The organism is Sphingobacterium sp. LZ11T8, assembly GCF_024261425.1.
GTDB lineage: Bacteria > Bacteroidota > Bacteroidia > Sphingobacteriales > Sphingobacteriaceae > Sphingobacterium.
The window spans coordinates 113251-129667 of record NZ_JANBZY010000002.1; the positions used below are offsets into that span (position 1 = coordinate 113251).

At 38.4% G+C, this 16417-nt stretch carries 10 protein-coding genes and 2 tRNA genes; 6 read left to right on the forward strand and 6 right to left on the reverse strand.

Annotated elements, in window-relative coordinates; translation table 11 throughout:
- Window positions 1-125: 125 nt before the first annotated feature.
- Together NLF99_RS05390 and NLF99_RS05395 are read right to left on the reverse strand one after the other, a co-directional pair.
- Complete coding sequence (locus NLF99_RS05390; protein ID WP_185212071.1) at window positions 126-641, reverse strand: GNAT family N-acetyltransferase; 516 nt, start codon at window positions 639-641, stop codon at window positions 126-128.
- A 73-nt stretch (window positions 642-714) separates the two neighbouring features.
- Window positions 715-1245 (reverse strand): O-acetyl-ADP-ribose deacetylase, encoded by a 531-nt coding sequence (locus NLF99_RS05395; protein WP_185212072.1) that lies wholly within the window; start codon window positions 1243-1245, stop codon window positions 715-717.
- A gap of 362 nt (window positions 1246-1607) precedes the next feature.
- Between NLF99_RS05395 and NLF99_RS05400 the strand changes: the two genes are divergently transcribed.
- Window positions 1608-2321 (forward strand): SOS response-associated peptidase, encoded by a 714-nt coding sequence (locus tag NLF99_RS05400; protein WP_254527032.1) that lies wholly within the window; start codon window positions 1608-1610, stop codon window positions 2319-2321.
- A 6-nt stretch (window positions 2322-2327) separates the two neighbouring features.
- Window positions 2328-3161: a glycoside hydrolase family 16 protein gene (locus tag NLF99_RS05405; protein WP_254527033.1), complete on the forward strand. Its 834-nt coding sequence runs from the start codon at window positions 2328-2330 to the stop codon at window positions 3159-3161.
- Window positions 3162-3245: 84 nt separating this feature from the next.
- On the opposite strand, the gene NLF99_RS05410 is transcribed toward NLF99_RS05405, so the two are convergent.
- From NLF99_RS05410 to NLF99_RS05425, 4 genes are all read right to left on the reverse strand, one after another.
- Window positions 3246-4868 carry a hypothetical protein gene (locus NLF99_RS05410; RefSeq protein WP_185216215.1) on the reverse strand — a complete coding sequence of 541 codons (1623 nt, stop codon included), beginning with the start codon at window positions 4866-4868 and terminating at the stop codon, window positions 3246-3248.
- Between the two features lie 34 nt (window positions 4869-4902).
- Window positions 4903-5049: a hypothetical protein gene (locus tag NLF99_RS05415; RefSeq protein ID WP_185216216.1), complete on the reverse strand. Its 147-nt coding sequence runs from the start codon at window positions 5047-5049 to the stop codon at window positions 4903-4905.
- Between the two features lie 1650 nt (window positions 5050-6699).
- A tRNA-Leu gene (locus NLF99_RS05420) sits at window positions 6700-6784 on the reverse strand.
- Window positions 6785-6789: 5 nt separating this feature from the next.
- Window positions 6790-6862 (reverse strand) — tRNA-Gly (locus NLF99_RS05425).
- 170 nt (window positions 6863-7032) lie between these two features.
- Between NLF99_RS05425 and NLF99_RS05430 the strand changes: the two genes are divergently transcribed.
- The 4 genes from NLF99_RS05430 to trxA all read left to right on the forward strand — a co-directional run bounded on the left by NLF99_RS05430 (window position 7033) and on the right by trxA (window position 14903).
- Window positions 7033-9222 (forward strand): glucoamylase family protein, encoded by a 2190-nt coding sequence (locus tag NLF99_RS05430; protein ID WP_185214369.1) that lies wholly within the window; start codon window positions 7033-7035, stop codon window positions 9220-9222.
- Window positions 9223-9276: 54 nt separating this feature from the next.
- On the forward strand, window positions 9277-9795 hold the full coding sequence (locus NLF99_RS05435; RefSeq protein ID WP_185214370.1) for an OmpA family protein: 519 nt from the start codon (window positions 9277-9279) through the stop codon (window positions 9793-9795).
- Window positions 9796-10062: 267 nt separating this feature from the next.
- On the forward strand, window positions 10063-14484 hold the full coding sequence (gene dnaE, locus NLF99_RS05440) for a DNA polymerase III subunit alpha (protein ID WP_254527034.1): 4422 nt from the start codon (window positions 10063-10065) through the stop codon (window positions 14482-14484).
- Window positions 14485-14585: 101 nt separating this feature from the next.
- Window positions 14586-14903 carry a thioredoxin gene (gene trxA, locus NLF99_RS05445; protein WP_093096263.1) on the forward strand — a complete coding sequence of 106 codons (318 nt, stop codon included), beginning with the start codon at window positions 14586-14588 and terminating at the stop codon, window positions 14901-14903.
- The last annotated feature ends 1514 nt before the right edge of the window (window positions 14904-16417 follow it).

Sequence of the window (16417 nt, forward strand, 5' to 3'; positions counted from 1 at the left end):
TTTCAAGCTTTGGAAATCATTATTGAAAATTATTTCACAAGAAGATTGGATAGTTCCGAGACCCTTCGGGGTGCCCTCAGGGTGACACAAAAGGGTAAAGAAAAGTATTTCACCCCCTTAGGGTATTACCCAACTGCCCTTCGCATTAAAATATCCGTCTGTTCATCACTACCTAACCTGAAAATATGTTTATCAAATTCTTCAAATCCATTTTTCTTATAGAAACTGATGGCACGGGCATTTTCTTCCCAGACTCCCAACCAAATCGTCGGTACCCTTAAACTTTTTGCGGTTTCAAGGGCCTTAAAAAATAAAAGCTGACCAACTTGTTTGCCATGATGGCTTGCATAGACATAAATTCGTTCTATTTCGATATGGTCTTCCAGCTTATACTCGGTCTGGGCCTGACCAATATTTAATTTCAGATAGCCAATAGGGTCTTCCTGGTCCCAAGCTATATAAAATATAGACTCCAGATTTTTCAATTCATGCTGAACCTGGATTTCGGAAAAACGATCATTAATATATGCAGACATATCCGATTCGGAATTTCTGGATTCAAAGGTTTCAAGGAATGTTTCTCGACCAATTTTTTGAATAATGAGCAAGTCATCAATAGATGCTACTTTGATTTCAATCATAATATTAAGTCCTGGGAGCCTAAATGTATCGAATTATATGCAATTTGGATGGTTGAAATCCAAGTTATGACGTTTATATTATAGTTATATCCAACGATTTCTGGTAAATCTTAAGGTTTTCCTCATCAAAACAGACAAAAATTACTTCTCCAATCGATTCATTTTCAGCTAAATAATTTTTTACCGCCTGAATCGCAATTTTTGCAGCCCTTTCTTTTGGAAAACCATAAATTCCGGTACTGATATTAGGGAATGCAATTTTGCTTACATTATTTTTACTAGCCAAAACTAAACTATTGAAGTAGGCATTATATAAAAGCTCATCTTCACTATGGTTCCCATCCTTCCAAACCGGACCAACGGCATGGATTACAAATTTACAGGGAAGATTGCCTGCATGGGTTATGACAGCCTGGCCTGTTTTGCAACCACCTTGCCTGTTGCGGATCTGTTGGCATTCTTCTAATAGTGAAGGTCCAGCAGCCCGATGGATTGCACCATCAACACCTCCTCCGCCCAATAATGAAGTATTTGCTGCATTTACAATAGCATCCACATGACATTTGGTAATATCACCCAATTCCAGTTTTATTTTATCCCTCATATTTTCAGTATACCTTTATGAATGAATCAATTCCGGTGAAAAAAGTTTAATATTTTTATTATTTATAAAAAATCAAATGTTCTAAAACCAATTTACATTTAAATTGTTTGAAAATTATCTAGAACATTAAAACTGTTATAACGCACATCGCAATACAACCATAAAATTGCAGATTGACTCTTTTCAGAAATTAGTTTACAATTTATTGTCAATTTGCATAAGATTATACCCCAAGCTATTGGGGTATAATTGTTTATTGGCAATTATAAATGTTGAATTATCTCCATGTGTGTTCCTGCAATCAAAATATGCGTTTTATTGTATAATAATTATTATTTTCAAATGAAATCTACCTTACAGTTATGTGTTATCATGTTGGTTCTCCAAGTAAATCAGAATTAAAAAATAAACTTCCCAAAAAGAAGGTATACTATCCGAATGAAAATGAAATTTTCCATATTTCAGGATTCACTAGACCCTATCTTCCAGTGACATTAAACCAAGATTCGGATGCTGTGATCGAGGCGAGGTGGAAGCTGATCCCCAGCTGGGTGAAGACGGAAACAGATGCCGGTAAATATGCAAACACCCTCAATGCCGAAGCTGAAAGTATTTTCGAAAAAGCTAGCTATAAAAACTACATCCACAATAATCGAGGATTATTGTATGTAACCGGGTTTTATGAACCCCATAAGGTCGCCGGAAAAAAAGATACTGAGAATTACTTCATTTATGCTCCTAAGCATGAAATTATCAGTTTGGGGATTGTATATTCCAATTTCACGGATCAGGAAACTGGTGAAACTTATCCAACTTTTTCCGTGATCACAACAGCTGCAAATGAACTGCTTGAGGAGGTTCATAATGAAAAGAAAAGGATGCCATTGGTAATTCCCGAGGAGTCAAGAGATGCTTGGTTATTTGCAGAAGGAAAAGAGGAAATCAAACAATTGATGATTCCATACCCAAAGGAATTAAATGCCCACCAAGTGCATCGGGTTACAGCTGATCGCAGCGGAAATACCAATCGTCCCGATATCCAAAAACCTTGGTCTGGACAAACTTCTCTATTTTAATCTGCTATGAAAACTAAAAACCTATATCTCCTTGGACTCACTTTCATTACTTTATTGGGGTCCTGTTCAGTCACGCAAAAGATGGCGGACAAACCATATATCCATATCCAAAAAGAAAATAGGGCAGATAGAAAGTGGAAATTGATCTGGGAGGATAATTTTAACGGGACGGGGATAGATACAACAAAATGGTCCCGGATACCCAAAGGAGAATCTGATTGGAACAGACATATGAGTACTTCAGATGCCGTTTTCCGAATGGAAAATGGGAGTTTGTTTTTACTAGGTATCAATAATCCAGACCTATCCTCAGACCCTAGGCCCTTTATCACAGGAGGGATCTGGAGCAAGAACAAATTTGCCTTTCAATATGGCCGGATTGAGATTCGGGCTAAATTGGGAAGTGCACAGGGTGCATGGCCGGCCATGTGGATGTTAGCTGAATTGGATAAATACGGCAAATACCCCATGAATGGAGAGATCGATATCATGGAACACCTTAACTTTGATAAAATAATCTATCAGACAACCCATTCCCATTATACCCTAAATCTTGGTCATCAAGACAATCCGCCACATTCTGGCACAACGGCCATAGAACCTGATGAATTCAATGTCTTTGGAATCTCATGGTACCCTGACAGAATTGTTTTTCAATTGAATGGAAAGGATACTTTTACCTATCCAAGAGTAGAAGGGGTTGACCCTACACAATGGCCATATGATCAACCTTTTTTTATCTTGATCGATCAACAATTAGGCGGTAATTGGGTAGGTAAGGTGGATCAAACACAATTACCTGTCGCCATGGAAATAGATTGGGTGCGAGTATATCAATAAAATCTTGGCAAAATAAAAACGGCCAAATATTACATTTGGCCGTTATCTTAAAAATTATATCCTTGTTATTAAATGGGGCTTATGCTATTTAGGACAGTCGGTTCTTTTTCTTCCATAACCTCTACCAACAACAATCGTCCTACCGTCCACTTTCTGGCTTACTACTACGGTATTTGAACCTGTTGAACTCCAGGTAACATTATTGAATTGCTTGCCACCTTTCAAGCGCAATGGAATCAATGGTCCTTCGTTGGTTTTGCTTCCTAACATGGTCACTTCTCCAGTACGACTGATCATGATACGGATCAATGGTTTAGCCAATGTACCTTTTAAGTTGTAAGCCTCATCAATACCATTTTTAGCGTATTCTGTGCCGTCTTCAAATTCAATATTACGTACAGTACCTAAGTTATTGTTAGTCTGGAATTGGATCTGGTCTGCGTAGCTGTTTCCAAAAATATATTTACCATTTACGCGCATATTCAATGCATTGTCTAATTCGGTAATATCAAATTGGAAACCATAATCAGCTCGTGGTGCACTGAATGAATTGGTAATAATCTCATTATTTTTAATTTTTTGGCCGTCTTTTATGATGCCAATATAAGTTGTATAACCTGTAAACCAATTTCCTTCTCTCCAAGTTTCTTCCTTGTATCTCCAGTTCATGGCATCTGAAGTTACATTTTGTGTACATGCTCTGAATCGTAATACTAAATTGTACTTATGTCCCGGAGTAATCTTAACATCCTTAACTTGAATTCCAGTTTGGGTCTCCGCATCTAAGGTGATTGATCCAAAAGTAAAGATGGCATCCGTAACACTCTTGCTGATCAAAAATGTTGGATTACTACTGATGCTTCTCATACCAGGTGTAATAGTTGGAAATGTCACATTAGTTTGCCCATTTTGATTAGGGAAACTTAGACTTTCATCACTGAATTTCAATGAACCACTAGCTTTTGTTGGAGAGAAACGGGCATTTGAAATTGCTTCAATAGATCCAGTCATACTATCGTCCATTTCAATGGTCGTCGTAATCTGGCTAAATTGATGTACCAATACGGCGTTCAGGTTATTATCTCCGTGAGTCAGTTTCACTGACTTTTTAAAGAACATAAGATCACTGGAGATATTATTCAGACTAGCTGTACTTAAGCTTCCTTGGTTGCTCACATTTGGTAAATCTGTCGAGCTATTCACTGAATAAACTACAAAAGTGTAGGTTTCACCAGCATTTAATTGAATGCCACCAGTTGTAGGTTCGCTACCATAGATATAGTCGAAATTCCCTTGATGAGCACCTGCATTATTATAAACCATAATGCGGTATTTCACGCCAGGAGTCAAAGTTGAGTTCACGGTTTGTGTTGCTGCTTTGGCTGCATTGTCTGCAGAAGAAGTCCTTCTAATCGTAGAAGGTTCAACATCGCGGATTACCATCACTTCCATGTTCATATTATCGCTGATCTGTACGTTTGATAATTGTACATTGGATTCTGGCGCTCTCTTAGTTGATTTATTGCTTCCGTATGCTATTCTTTCCTCTTCAGGCGAGCCAACCGATAATTTTACTTTTACGGTCGTTAGTTCTCCAGAAACTGGATCAGAGCCTGACTTTTTACAAGATTGAAAGCTAAGTAGCAGAATCGCTATAAAGAACATACTTTTTAATCTAGCCATCTTGTTCAGTAGTGTAAATTCCATTTTGTAGGTTTTTATTATTCTTTGTGTGTTTGTATTACCAATCGATATTTTTTGTTTCCTGATCGTCTTGGTACCATTGGTCCATCAGCTCATTATCAGTGTTATGAGGGCGGACAAATGCTGATCCTGAAGCTATACCTTCTTCAAGATGGATATCGAGGACCTCGATTTTTGGACTCATGTAAGTTTTATCCATAATGCTTTGCACCTAGTTAGTGATACTTTATAAAATTTTAGAATTACGCGTTAATAGTTAGTGATTTTCGGTATATTCTAATGTCTTCACTTTGAAAACATTGTAAAAATAAGTAGGAAATTCATTTTCTCTACTGCAGAAGATATGCGTAATAGCAGTTAATTTTAAATTGTCGTTTCATCACTACAGTTTGCTATTGATATGTGGTAATGGCCTCTAAAGTGTGAAAATGACCTTTTAAATAATTGTAAATAATTGACTGAAATGGATAAGGTTAGACTTGAGATTGGGTAGGAAAATAGGAGAGGGCCATCAGTTTTTAGGAAGAAATGGATGGCTGAAATTGGACTTTATTTCCTTGTCTTGTTCGGGATTCATTCGAGCCATATTCGAGAAATGGTTTGGTTGTATTGCGAATTTTCGGAATGTGTCTCGAATAAGGTCAAAAGGTCTATCGAGATTTTTAGAAATAGGAGAATTTTCTTAGTTGAAAATTTTAGGGAAGGGAGGAGAACCTGCAATTGTTCCTTTTCGAATTTAGGTAAAATATTGTGAAGGCTTTTTTCGTATTCTAAAAATCTTCGAAAATCTCAGAACAATACAAGCCTAATCATATATAGTTTAACGCCACGTTGCCGTCCTGACGCAGGAAGGATCTCGGTACAATACAATAAACAATTTTAAAATCATGGAATTTTGTATTGGCGTACAGTTCGTCAATCGAAGATTGACGATGACAGGGATGGGTATAGTGGAACCGTACAGATTCTTCACATATCGTTCAGAATAAAAATGCGCTGAAGAGGGATTCAGGATAAGGCGAAGAATCTTTTTTTTTTAGTCATACTGAGGTTCATCCGAAGTATCTCGGAACAATGCAAACTTAAACTATTATCCAATTTGGATTGACGTTCAGTGTGTCAATCTTAGATAGTTTGTATTGGCGTACAGTTCGCCAATCGAAGATTGACGATGACAAGGATGGGTATAGTGGAACCGTACAGATTCTTCACTGATCGTTCAGAATAAAAATGCGCTAAAGAGGGATTCAGAGCGAGGCGAAGAATCTATTTTTTTTAGTCATACTGAGGTTCATCCGAAGTATCTCGGAACAATGCAAACTTAAACTATTATCCAATTTGGATTGACGTTCAGCGTGTCAATCTTAGATAGTTTGTATTGGCGTACAGTTCGTCAATCGAAGATTGACGATGACAGGGATAGTTATAGTGGAACCGTACAGATTCTTCACTAATCGTTCAGAATAAAAATGCGCTGAAGAGGGATTCAGGATAAGGCGAAGAATCTTTTTTTTTTTAGTCATACTGAGGTTCATCCGAAGTATCTCGGAACAATGCAAACTTAAACTATTATCCAATTTGGATTGACGTTCAATGTGCCAATCTTAGATAGTTTGTATTGGCGTACAGTTCGTCAATCGAAGATTGACGATGACAGGGATGTGGAGAGTAGAACCTAACAGATTCTTAAATATCATTCAGAATTTGAAGTTTCCTCAAATAAAAAATTATCTCACCCCCTTTAGGGGTTTCTCTTTTTAGGAAACTATAGGTCTAAATACTAACTACTAAATACTTACATACTAAAAAAGCCGCTTTAAGCGGCTTTTTTCTGTACCTAGGGCGGGAATCGAACCCGCACTCCCTTAACGGGAACAGGATTTTAAGTCCTGCGTGTCTACCAGTTCCACCACCTAGGCAACTGAGCGAAAGACGAGATTCGAACTCGCGACCCCAACCTTGGCAAGGTTGTGCTCTACCAACTGAGCTACTTTCGCTTGACGTGCTGCAAATATAGAGAGATTTAACAAAGTTGAAAAATAATATCCTGATAAAAAATGCAATGTGCTTGTAATGTGCGTAATAATTTTATCACGAAGCCAGAAAAAGGGCATAATAATAGCTTTTGGCGCGATTTTTATCTATTTTCGTAGATTAATTCTTGTTTATGCAACTTCGACTTTTTACTATACTCTTTTTATGCTTTCTGGGCTTGAACAGTAAAGCTGAATCCTATCCTGAGGTGGTATTTGATAATAGTTTGGTGAAAGGAACTTATGCCCGCAGTATCGTTAATTATTCGGGCGATAGTTGGGTGGAGAATGTCCAAAAAAACCTTTTGGTTTCGGACAGCTTATTTTTTACTCCTGGGAATGCGCTTTCCCTAAAATACATTTCCTCTGAAATGGGAGATTGGGATGTGCTGATCAAGTATAGTAGGCAGAAATTTCACTATCGGGTGTCCTTCGATGATATCCTGAGCCTAAAGATCTTTGTAGGTTCCGCTGGTACAAAAGCTGAAAACTTACCTTCCATCTCTATCCAACAAGGGATGAATCAATCAGTTTCTATCCCATTGGGAGATTATATCGAAGATTATAACCATAGCAGTTGGATGAGCGTGAAGATTCCACTGAAGGAATTTGCAGGCTTGAATATTGATCATAATATCTCTGGGATTATACTTAGGCAACATCACTCCAGTGAGGTTACCAATCAATTATTTCTGGATCAGATAGAATTCCTTCCTACAAAATATTCAGAGGCTCCCTTGACATCCAATGCGGTATTATCCAAAGCTACTGCTTATGGGAAGCATGTTGACCTACAATGGCAGGTTCCCCTGACACCTAGTATCCGCTATGTTAAAATCTATCGCTCCTTGGACAACAAAGAATTTAAAGCAGTGGCCATCCGACCAACCTATATGCTGAGGAGCTTGGACTATGTGCCAGTTTTAGATAAGAAATATTATTATAAGATTGCCTGGGTGGACTACAACTACCGTGAATCTCCATTTTCAGAAGTGCTAGAGGTAGAACCCAAACAGCTTAATGAAGATCAGTTATTGGATCTGATCCAACTTGCCAACGTAAATTATTTCGTTGAGAATTACGATATCAATTCAGGAATGTACATGCCCTATCGCATGAAAGATAAGGCAGTGGTTTCTGTTCGTGAAACCGGAGGTGCCATGTTGAGCATGTTGGTGGGTGTAGAGAAAGGATTTGTAAGCAAAGCATTGTTCCTAAGTCGGGTTAAACGGATTGTAGGTTTTTTGGGTAAGGCCCAAAACAATAAAGGCTTCTTTCCTGCTTATTTTGATGGTAGAAAAGGACTGCCCTTATATCTAGACGATATTCCACGTTATGACGTGCAAGCCACGAGTTCCTTGATGGAAGCCTTATTGGTCATCCGTCAGTACCTGACCACCGATGCTGCAGATGAAAATAAGTTACGCGCGGATATTACCCAGTTGTGGGAAAGATTGGATTGGAGAGGAGTGACCTTGCCGTCTGATCCATTGGTGTTAAGGTCAGCAATCGATATGGTAGATGAATATTTTACCTTTGATCCCTTGGTTGGTATCAATGGAGGCCTAAATGCCTACATGTTAGCCATTGCTTCAACAAAATCTAGCTTGCCACCTGAGGCCTTTGCCAACGCTTTAAAATATAGATTTGAAAAGCCAAGGGGAAGAAATTCGATCCGACGGATGGGCACCGATCATGAATCCAATTTAGGAGATTCCGTTAATCTGATGATGGATGCTGAAAAGGTATTGATTTCCGTTCCTGGGCAGGATTCCATATTTAAAGTGGCTTCAGCGCATGATACCCTGATGTACGGTATCAAACTTCCATTCGGAAACTATACCACGAGTCTATTGGATATGTACAGGCCTTTTAATACGATCAACCCGAATCTAAGTAAGGTAGGAGAGTATGACCTGAAATCAGTTCTCCAAAAATATACACAAGTGGCTAAACGCAGGGATAATGAGATTGGCGTAGGTACTTCAAATTCTGATATTTGGGGATTCTATCAATATAGAGATAGTATTGGTACTTTCCGGATCAATCCGGCCATAGCGATTTCGTCCATGTTTTTGGATGAGAGCCGTTCTAAGCGTTCCATGTATGCCATGTACAATCAATTTGGAGAATACCTCTTTACCGAATATGGTTTTAGAGCATGGATGGATTTGCGGACAGATGATGTTTCTGATGAGTATATTGCCAACAACCAATCCAACCTTGCCATCCTGTTGGAGAACGCCAGAACAGGGCTGATCTGGAACTTATATCAGGCAATTCCAGAAATCAGATCTGCGGAACAAAGAATCTTCAAGAAGTGACATTTTTAATAGTAATATCACTATATTTACAGAATAATAACTTTATAAAAACTCATGAAGCGAATCAACTATTTAACTTTAATTTTTTTAGCGGGTCTTACTTTATTTTCTTGTAAACAACAAGCATTGGTTGTGAACCCAGGGGCTGTAGTCAGTCAAGATGGAACCAATGATGGATTGAAAAATGTGAAGAGAGAATTTGAGGACGCGAAGCAGACAAATGAAGGTATTTTAGTTTCCATATCATCCGATTTATTGTTCCCGACAAATTCTTCATATTTAACAGATGGAGCAAAAACTGAATTGAGCAAATTGGTGAAGGTATTGAAGACTTCCAACGCCAGTTCCAAGATCAGAGTTGATGGACATACTGATGCTACAGGTACTCCGGAGTACAATGTTTGGCTGTCAGACAAGCGTGCAGCTTCAGTGGAGAAGTTTTTGGTAGATGCGGGGATATCTGACGCTCGAATTTCAACAAAAGGTTTAGGCCAGACCAAACCAATTGCTGACAACAAAACTCCAGAAGGAAGACAAAAGAACAGAAGAGTAGAAGTGGTGATCTTGAAATAAAGAACCTCTAAAAATATATAAAAACGCAGTCCGCAGTAAATGGGCTGCGTTTTTTGTTTGCTGGAATTTGATAGGTTGCTAATTTATTAATTGATCGATATGGAAAGCTAAAATTGCAAAATGACTTTTTAAAAACAGAGCTTTGCCTTTAAAATCCTAGTTTAGATTTACTTAAAGAATTGGAGATTTTAGTTCCTAGAATTTGGGAGTTTATTAGGATAATATTAAGTATTTTTGTTAGTTCAAAGTTTTAGGGAGAAGAGAAAGATGTATATAATTTTTGATACGGAGACTACGGGTTTGCCAAAGCGTTGGGATGCACCAATTACGGATACAGATAACTGGCCGAGGTGTATTCAGATTGCTTGGCAATTGCACGATGAAATGGGAAGGCTGGTTGAGCATCAGGATTATTTGATCAAGCCGGATGGTTTCAACATTCCCTATGATTCTGAAAAAATCCATGGTATTTCTACTGAATTGGCAGAATCTGAGGGTATACCCCTGACTGATGTTTTAGTAAAATTCAATGAAGCATTAGCAAAGGCGAAATTTGTGGTAGGTCAGAATATTGGTTTTGATATCAATATTATGGGCTGTGAATTCTACCGTTATCAGGTGGATAGTCCAATGGCTTCCATGCAAATCCTTGATACCTGTACGGAAGTCACGGCAGAGCTATTGAAACTGCCCGGTGGTCGTGGTGGCCGATATAAGTTGCCTAACCTAACAGAATTACACAGTTATCTGTTTGGGGTTCCATTTGCTGAGGCGCACAATGCTACAGCCGACGTGGAAGCAACTACGCGATGCTTTTTTGAGCTGATCAGAAAAGATGTATTTACGCCAAGTGATTTACAGGTTGATACCGGCTATTTTGTAGAATTTAGAAAAGAGAATCCTTCCGTTGTTGAATCGGTAGGACTGAAGCATGTCAACCTGAAGGCGGCCTCTGATGCAATCCGTCAAGAGGAAAGCATGGGGGTTAAAAAGGTTGTCATTGATCCTGAAACGCTAGCTAAATTTGAAGCAGCTGAGTTTGCCCACTTACATAATCATACCCAATTTTCAGTTTTACAGTCCACAATTTCCATTGATAGCCTGATCCAAGCAGCAGCCAAGCATAAAATGTCGGCAGTTGCCATGACGGACCATGGTAATATGATGGGAGCCTTTCACTTTGTTAGCAAGACCTTAGGTCACAATAAGGATGTAGAAGCAAAAATTAAGGAAGCTGAAGAAAATGGCGAGACCTATGATGGTCGGATCATCAAACCTATCGTGGGTTGTGAATTCTTTGTATGTGAGAACCGTAAAGACAAAAGCAGAAAAGACAATGGTTATCAAATTGTCTTTCTGGCCAAGAACAAAAATGGATATCACAACATGGCAAAAATGGCTTCAGTAGCTTATACTGAAGGATTCTATTATGTGCCGAGGATCGATAAGGAAACTGTCGAACGCTATAAAGAAGATTTGATCGTTCTTTCAGGTAACCTAAATGGTGAGGTCCCTAGCAAGGTTTTAAATATTGGTGAAGCCCAAGCAGAAGAAGCGCTGATCTGGTGGAAGGAACAGTTTGGCGAGGATTTCTATATTGAACTGATGCGACATGGTCAGGAGGACGAAAACAGGGTAAATGATACCTTGGTCCAACTGGCAGAAAAACATCAGGTGAAGGTAATCGGGACCAACAATACATATTACGTCAATAAAGCTGATGCGCACGCGCACGATATTCTATTATGTGTTAAGGATGGTGAAAAGCTCTCTACACCGAAAGGGAGAGGTCGCGGATTCCGATTTGGTTTACCAAACCAAGAATACTATTTCAAATCTGCTGATGAAATGAAGCAGGTTTTTAAAGATACACCACATGCCATCATCAATATACAGGAGGTTTTGGATAAGATTGAGATTTATTCCTTGAACAGGGATGTCTTACTTCCAAAATTTGAAATCCCTGAACAGTTCCAATCGGAAGAGGATTTGGTTGATGGTGGAAAGCGTGGTGAGAATGCCTTCTTAAGGCACCTGACCTATATCGGTGCGGAGAAACGATATCCTGAGATTACCGATTCCATTCGGGAGCGATTGGATTTTGAATTGGCTACGATTGAGAAAACAGGGTATCCTGGTTATTTCTTGATCGTACAGGACTTTATTGCTGCCGCCCGTGAAATGGGAGTATCAGTAGGTCCGGGTCGTGGTTCAGCAGCAGGATCTGCCGTTGCCTATTGTTTGGGGATTACCAATGTAGACCCCATCTTATATGATTTGCTATTTGAGCGTTTCTTGAATCCTGACCGTGTTTCCATGCCCGATATTGATATCGACTTCGATGATGAGGGGCGTGGTCGGGTAATGCAATATGTAATCGACAAATATGGAGCATCACAAGTAGCGCAGATCATTACTTATGGAACTATGGCAGCGAAATCTTCTATCAAGGATACTGCCAGGGTTTTGGATCTTCCACTTTCTGATGCCAATGAAATTGCAAAATTGATTCCCAACTTGAAACTAAGTAAGATCTTCAATCTGGAAGACAAAGCGCTGAAGGAAGTTTTGCGTAGTGAAGAGTTGGAAGCCGTCAATAAACTGAAGTCTTTGGCTGATGGTGCCGGTATTGAAGCGGAGACCATTAAACAGGCTAGGGTCTTGGAAGGATCGATGCGTAATACGGGTATACATGCCTGTGGGGTAATCATCACACCGGATGATATTACGAATTTCGTTCCAGTATCTTTAGCGAAGGATTCAGATCTATATGTCACCCAATTCGACAACTCGGTCGTTGAAAGTGCGGGTCTGTTGAAGATGGACTTTCTAGGCTTAAAAACGTTAACCTTAATCAAGGATACTGTAATCAACGTAAAATTGAGCCATGACATCGATTTGGATCCCGATAATTTCCCTATTGATGATGTAAAGACCTACGAACTGTTCCAGAGGGGTGAGACCATTGGTATCTTCCAATACGAGTCTCCAGGGATGCAGAAATATATGAAGGAATTAAAACCGACAGTCTTTGCGGATTTAATTGCCATGAATGCATTATATCGTCCAGGTCCGATGGAATATATTCCTAGTTTCGTAAAACGTAAGCATGGAATTGAACCTATCACCTATGACTTGGATGCCTGTGAGGAATACCTGAGTGAAACCTACGGTATTACGGTTTACCAGGAGCAGGTAATGCTTCTGTCCCAAAAGCTTGCGGGATTCTCAAAAGGTGATGCCGACGTTCTCCGTAAGGCGATGGGTAAGAAACAAAAAGCGGTCTTGGATAAGATGAAGCCTAAATTTGTTGCCCAAGCAGAAGCGAATGGACATAGTGCAAAGGTTTTGGAAAAGATCTGGACTGACTGGGAAGCATTTGCATCCTATGCCTTCAATAAATCCCACTCCACCTGTTATGCCTGGGTCGCCTATCAGACTGCGTACCTAAAAGCACATTATCCAGCGGAATATATGGCTGCTGTACTTTCCAATAACATGAACGATATCAAACAAGTAACGTTCTTTATGGAAGAGTGTAGGAGAATGGGTTTAACTGTCTTAGGTCCAGATGTTAATGAGTCGCATTATAAATTTACGGTAAATGATGAAGGGGCTATCCGTTTTGGTATTGGAGCAGTGAAAGGTGTAGGAGCAGGAGCCGTAGAAACGATTGTAAATAGTAGAACTGATGGTCCGTACAAGTCAATATTTGATTTAGCTAAGCGAGTTGATCTTCGGATGATCAATAAGAAAGCATTCGAAAGTTTGGCTTATGCTGGAGGATTTGATTCCTTTTCGGATACCCACCGTGCACAATACTTTTTCTCGGACACCGATAGTAGTTCGGGGATTGAGAAGGCCATTAAATTTGCTCATAAATTTAAAGAGAATGAGAACTCCGCGCAGGTAAGTTTATTTGGAGCGGGTGGAGCTGTTGAATTGCCTGAACCGACCTTGAATCCATGTCCAGCATGGGGATTGATCGAGAAGTTGAAATATGAAAAAGATGTGATCGGAATTTATCTGACCAGTCACCCTTTGGATAACTATAAATTCGAAATGCGCCATTTCTGTCCAAATAATGTGACAGACCTACAGATGATCAATAAGGTGAAAGCTGCGGAAGTAGAGCAGGAGCTATTACTTGAATTTAACCGGATCAAGAACAAGGAGGTTGTTTTAGGAGGGATTGTGGCCTTGGCAAACCATAGGGTTGCCAAATCGGGCAAACCTTTTGGTTCATTTATTATTGAAGATTATTCAGACTCCTATGAGATCATGGTTTTTGGTGAAGATTATGTGAAATTTAAAGGTTATCTGCAGGAAGGCTATTTTGTCCAGATCAGGGGATTGGTGCAAGAGCGTTTCAAACAAGTTGGTAACTGGGGATTTGAGCTGAAAGGCATCCAATTGCTATCTGATTTACGCGAAAAGATGGCAAAAAGCTTTACTATTCAGTTTCCATTGCATATCTTAAATCAGGAATTTGTCAAAACATTAGAAGAGTTAGTGAGTTATACTCAATTAGAAGGACAAGAGGCAAACTGTCAATTAAAGTTTATGATCATGGATCTTCAGGATGAATTGTCCATTGAAATGCCTGTAAAGCGGAAGAAGATTTTTATCACCAATGAATTTTTGGATGGATTGGAAGCTTTAGAGAGTGTGCGATATAAATTAAATTGATAGCATATAAAAAAAATAATAGTTGTAAGTAAATAGCATGTATAAGCGATTGCTTATATTTGTGTTCATTTAAATTGTAAAATCATAAAAACATAATCAAAATGGCATTAGAAATTACAGATGGCAACTTTGATGAAGTTGTATTAAAATCAGATAAACCAGTACTAATTGACTTTTGGGCAGAATGGTGTGGCCCATGTCGTATGGTAGGTCCATTGGTGGATGAGATTGCAACGGAGTACGAAGGTAAAGCAGTGGTAGGTAAAGTTAATGTTGATAACAATCCAGATATTTCTGTTCGTTATGGAATCCGTAATATCCCGGCTTTGTTGTTCTTTAAGAATGGTGAGATTGTTGACAAACAAATCGGTGCTGTTCCAAAATCAGTATTGACTGATAAATTAGAGAAACAACTTTAAGACTAGAAAACAAAATAAGGTAGGGCGATTAGAAATAATCGCCCTGTTTTTTGAACCAGGATTAATGGGATAAGAGGATGGGCCAAGATTTGGATTAAAACCAGGATGGAAAGGATGGGAGGATAGGCCAAGATCTGGGTTTGAACCAGGAGGGAAAGGATAAGGGGATGGGCCAAGATCTGGGTCTGAACCAAGATGGAAAGGAAGAGAGGATGGGCCAAGATCTGGATTAGAACCAGGATAGGGTAATCTCATTATTTAAAAGTGATACTTTTGATCAGGGTATTGATGTAACTGTGAGCCTTAGTATAGTCAGTCTGGACTGCATAAATTTCTCCCCAAACGTAATATTTATCTAACTTGTCCTGTATAATAAATGTTTTTGGCCAAGGATGAGTTTTATAATAGGAAATAAGCACGTCAGAGTTTTTTACTACCTCTAATTCATAAAAGTAATCATTTGCTCTTGTCATAATTACCGGCATGTCATTCATCCGATTAATTTTTGGAGATAACCCATAGTTCATTTCTTCTAAATCAAGTTTTAATACATTAGGGGTTATTTTTCTTGAAACAACATTTATGAGCATTCCATCAATTAACCAAAACTCACCAATAATTTCCGAAGCATTTTTATAAACTGTAGTGGGATAAATTGATTTAAGCTTTGTATAAGCTATTGAATGGTCAATCCTCGAACTGTTTGGTAGAAGGTTTGTTGTTCCAATATTGGATAACGGTTCAACAAATTTACCCTTAATATATGTTTGGGCAAATGATGCATTATTAACTAATAGAGTTAATAATAGAGCATAATAGATTTTAAATAAATTTTTAACATTTTTATTATTTAATTACAGCCCTAAAGTTTGGACGTCCGTCGATTCGAGTAATGCCTTTTCCTGAACCTCTTCAAAATCTCAATCTCTATTCGATATTTAGAAGTATGTGCTTCGAATTGAGTTTGTTTTTTATTTGCGCTAAACTATTTCTATTTGGATTCATTTTTTATGGAAATTCCATAAACTTCTTCGGGAATAACAACTGATGAAGAGAAAGTATTTGATAAATTTGGGAAACAACTTTAAGACTAGAAAACAAAATATGGTAGGACGATTAGAAATAATTGCCAAGATTATTTACACCAGAAAAAAGTGGTAACAGGAAGATTTGAACTTTATCCAACAAAAAACAATTATACGTTTATATAATTTGGATAAGTTTTCAGGAAGGAAAATCCATGTTCATTGGTCCCTAGAACCAAAAAAACAATTTTTAGAGTTATTACGTTAGACATTCCTCAAGGATTTCCCTCGTTATCCTTCGATCTTTAACTATATCTCTTGAGGTCTCTTGTTTGTAATATCTATCCATCTTAAGTTCAACTTGATGGTATATATGAGATTTACAACCTTGAATTCCTTGTAGATGTTGAATTTAGAATCAAACTGAAAGGCCTTTCCTAAGTTCTCTTAAATTCTTTAGAATTGTAGAGCTTAATCCTCTTTACTAAT

Coding starts and splice junctions, on each gene's coding strand:
- trxA (WP_093096263.1), top strand. CDS start 14,586: ATGGCATTAGAAATTACAGATGGCAACTTTGATGAAGTTGTATTAAAA.
- dnaE (WP_254527034.1), top strand. CDS start 10,063: ATGTATATAATTTTTGATACGGAGACTACGGGTTTGCCAAAGCGTTGG.
- NLF99_RS05430 (WP_185214369.1), top strand. CDS start 7,033: ATGCAACTTCGACTTTTTACTATACTCTTTTTATGCTTTCTGGGCTTG.
- NLF99_RS05415 (WP_185216216.1), bottom strand. CDS start 5,049: ATGAGTCCAAAAATCGAGGTCCTCGATATCCATCTTGAAGAAGGTATA.
- NLF99_RS05405 (WP_254527033.1), top strand. CDS start 2,328: ATGAAAACTAAAAACCTATATCTCCTTGGACTCACTTTCATTACTTTA.
- NLF99_RS05410 (WP_185216215.1), bottom strand. CDS start 4,868: ATGGAATTTACACTACTGAACAAGATGGCTAGATTAAAAAGTATGTTC.
- NLF99_RS05435 (WP_185214370.1), top strand. CDS start 9,277: ATGAAGCGAATCAACTATTTAACTTTAATTTTTTTAGCGGGTCTTACT.
- NLF99_RS05400 (WP_254527032.1), top strand. CDS start 1,608: ATGTGTTATCATGTTGGTTCTCCAAGTAAATCAGAATTAAAAAATAAA.
- NLF99_RS05395 (WP_185212072.1), bottom strand. CDS start 1,245: ATGAGGGATAAAATAAAACTGGAATTGGGTGATATTACCAAATGTCAT.
- NLF99_RS05390 (WP_185212071.1), bottom strand. CDS start 641: ATGATTGAAATCAAAGTAGCATCTATTGATGACTTGCTCATTATTCAA.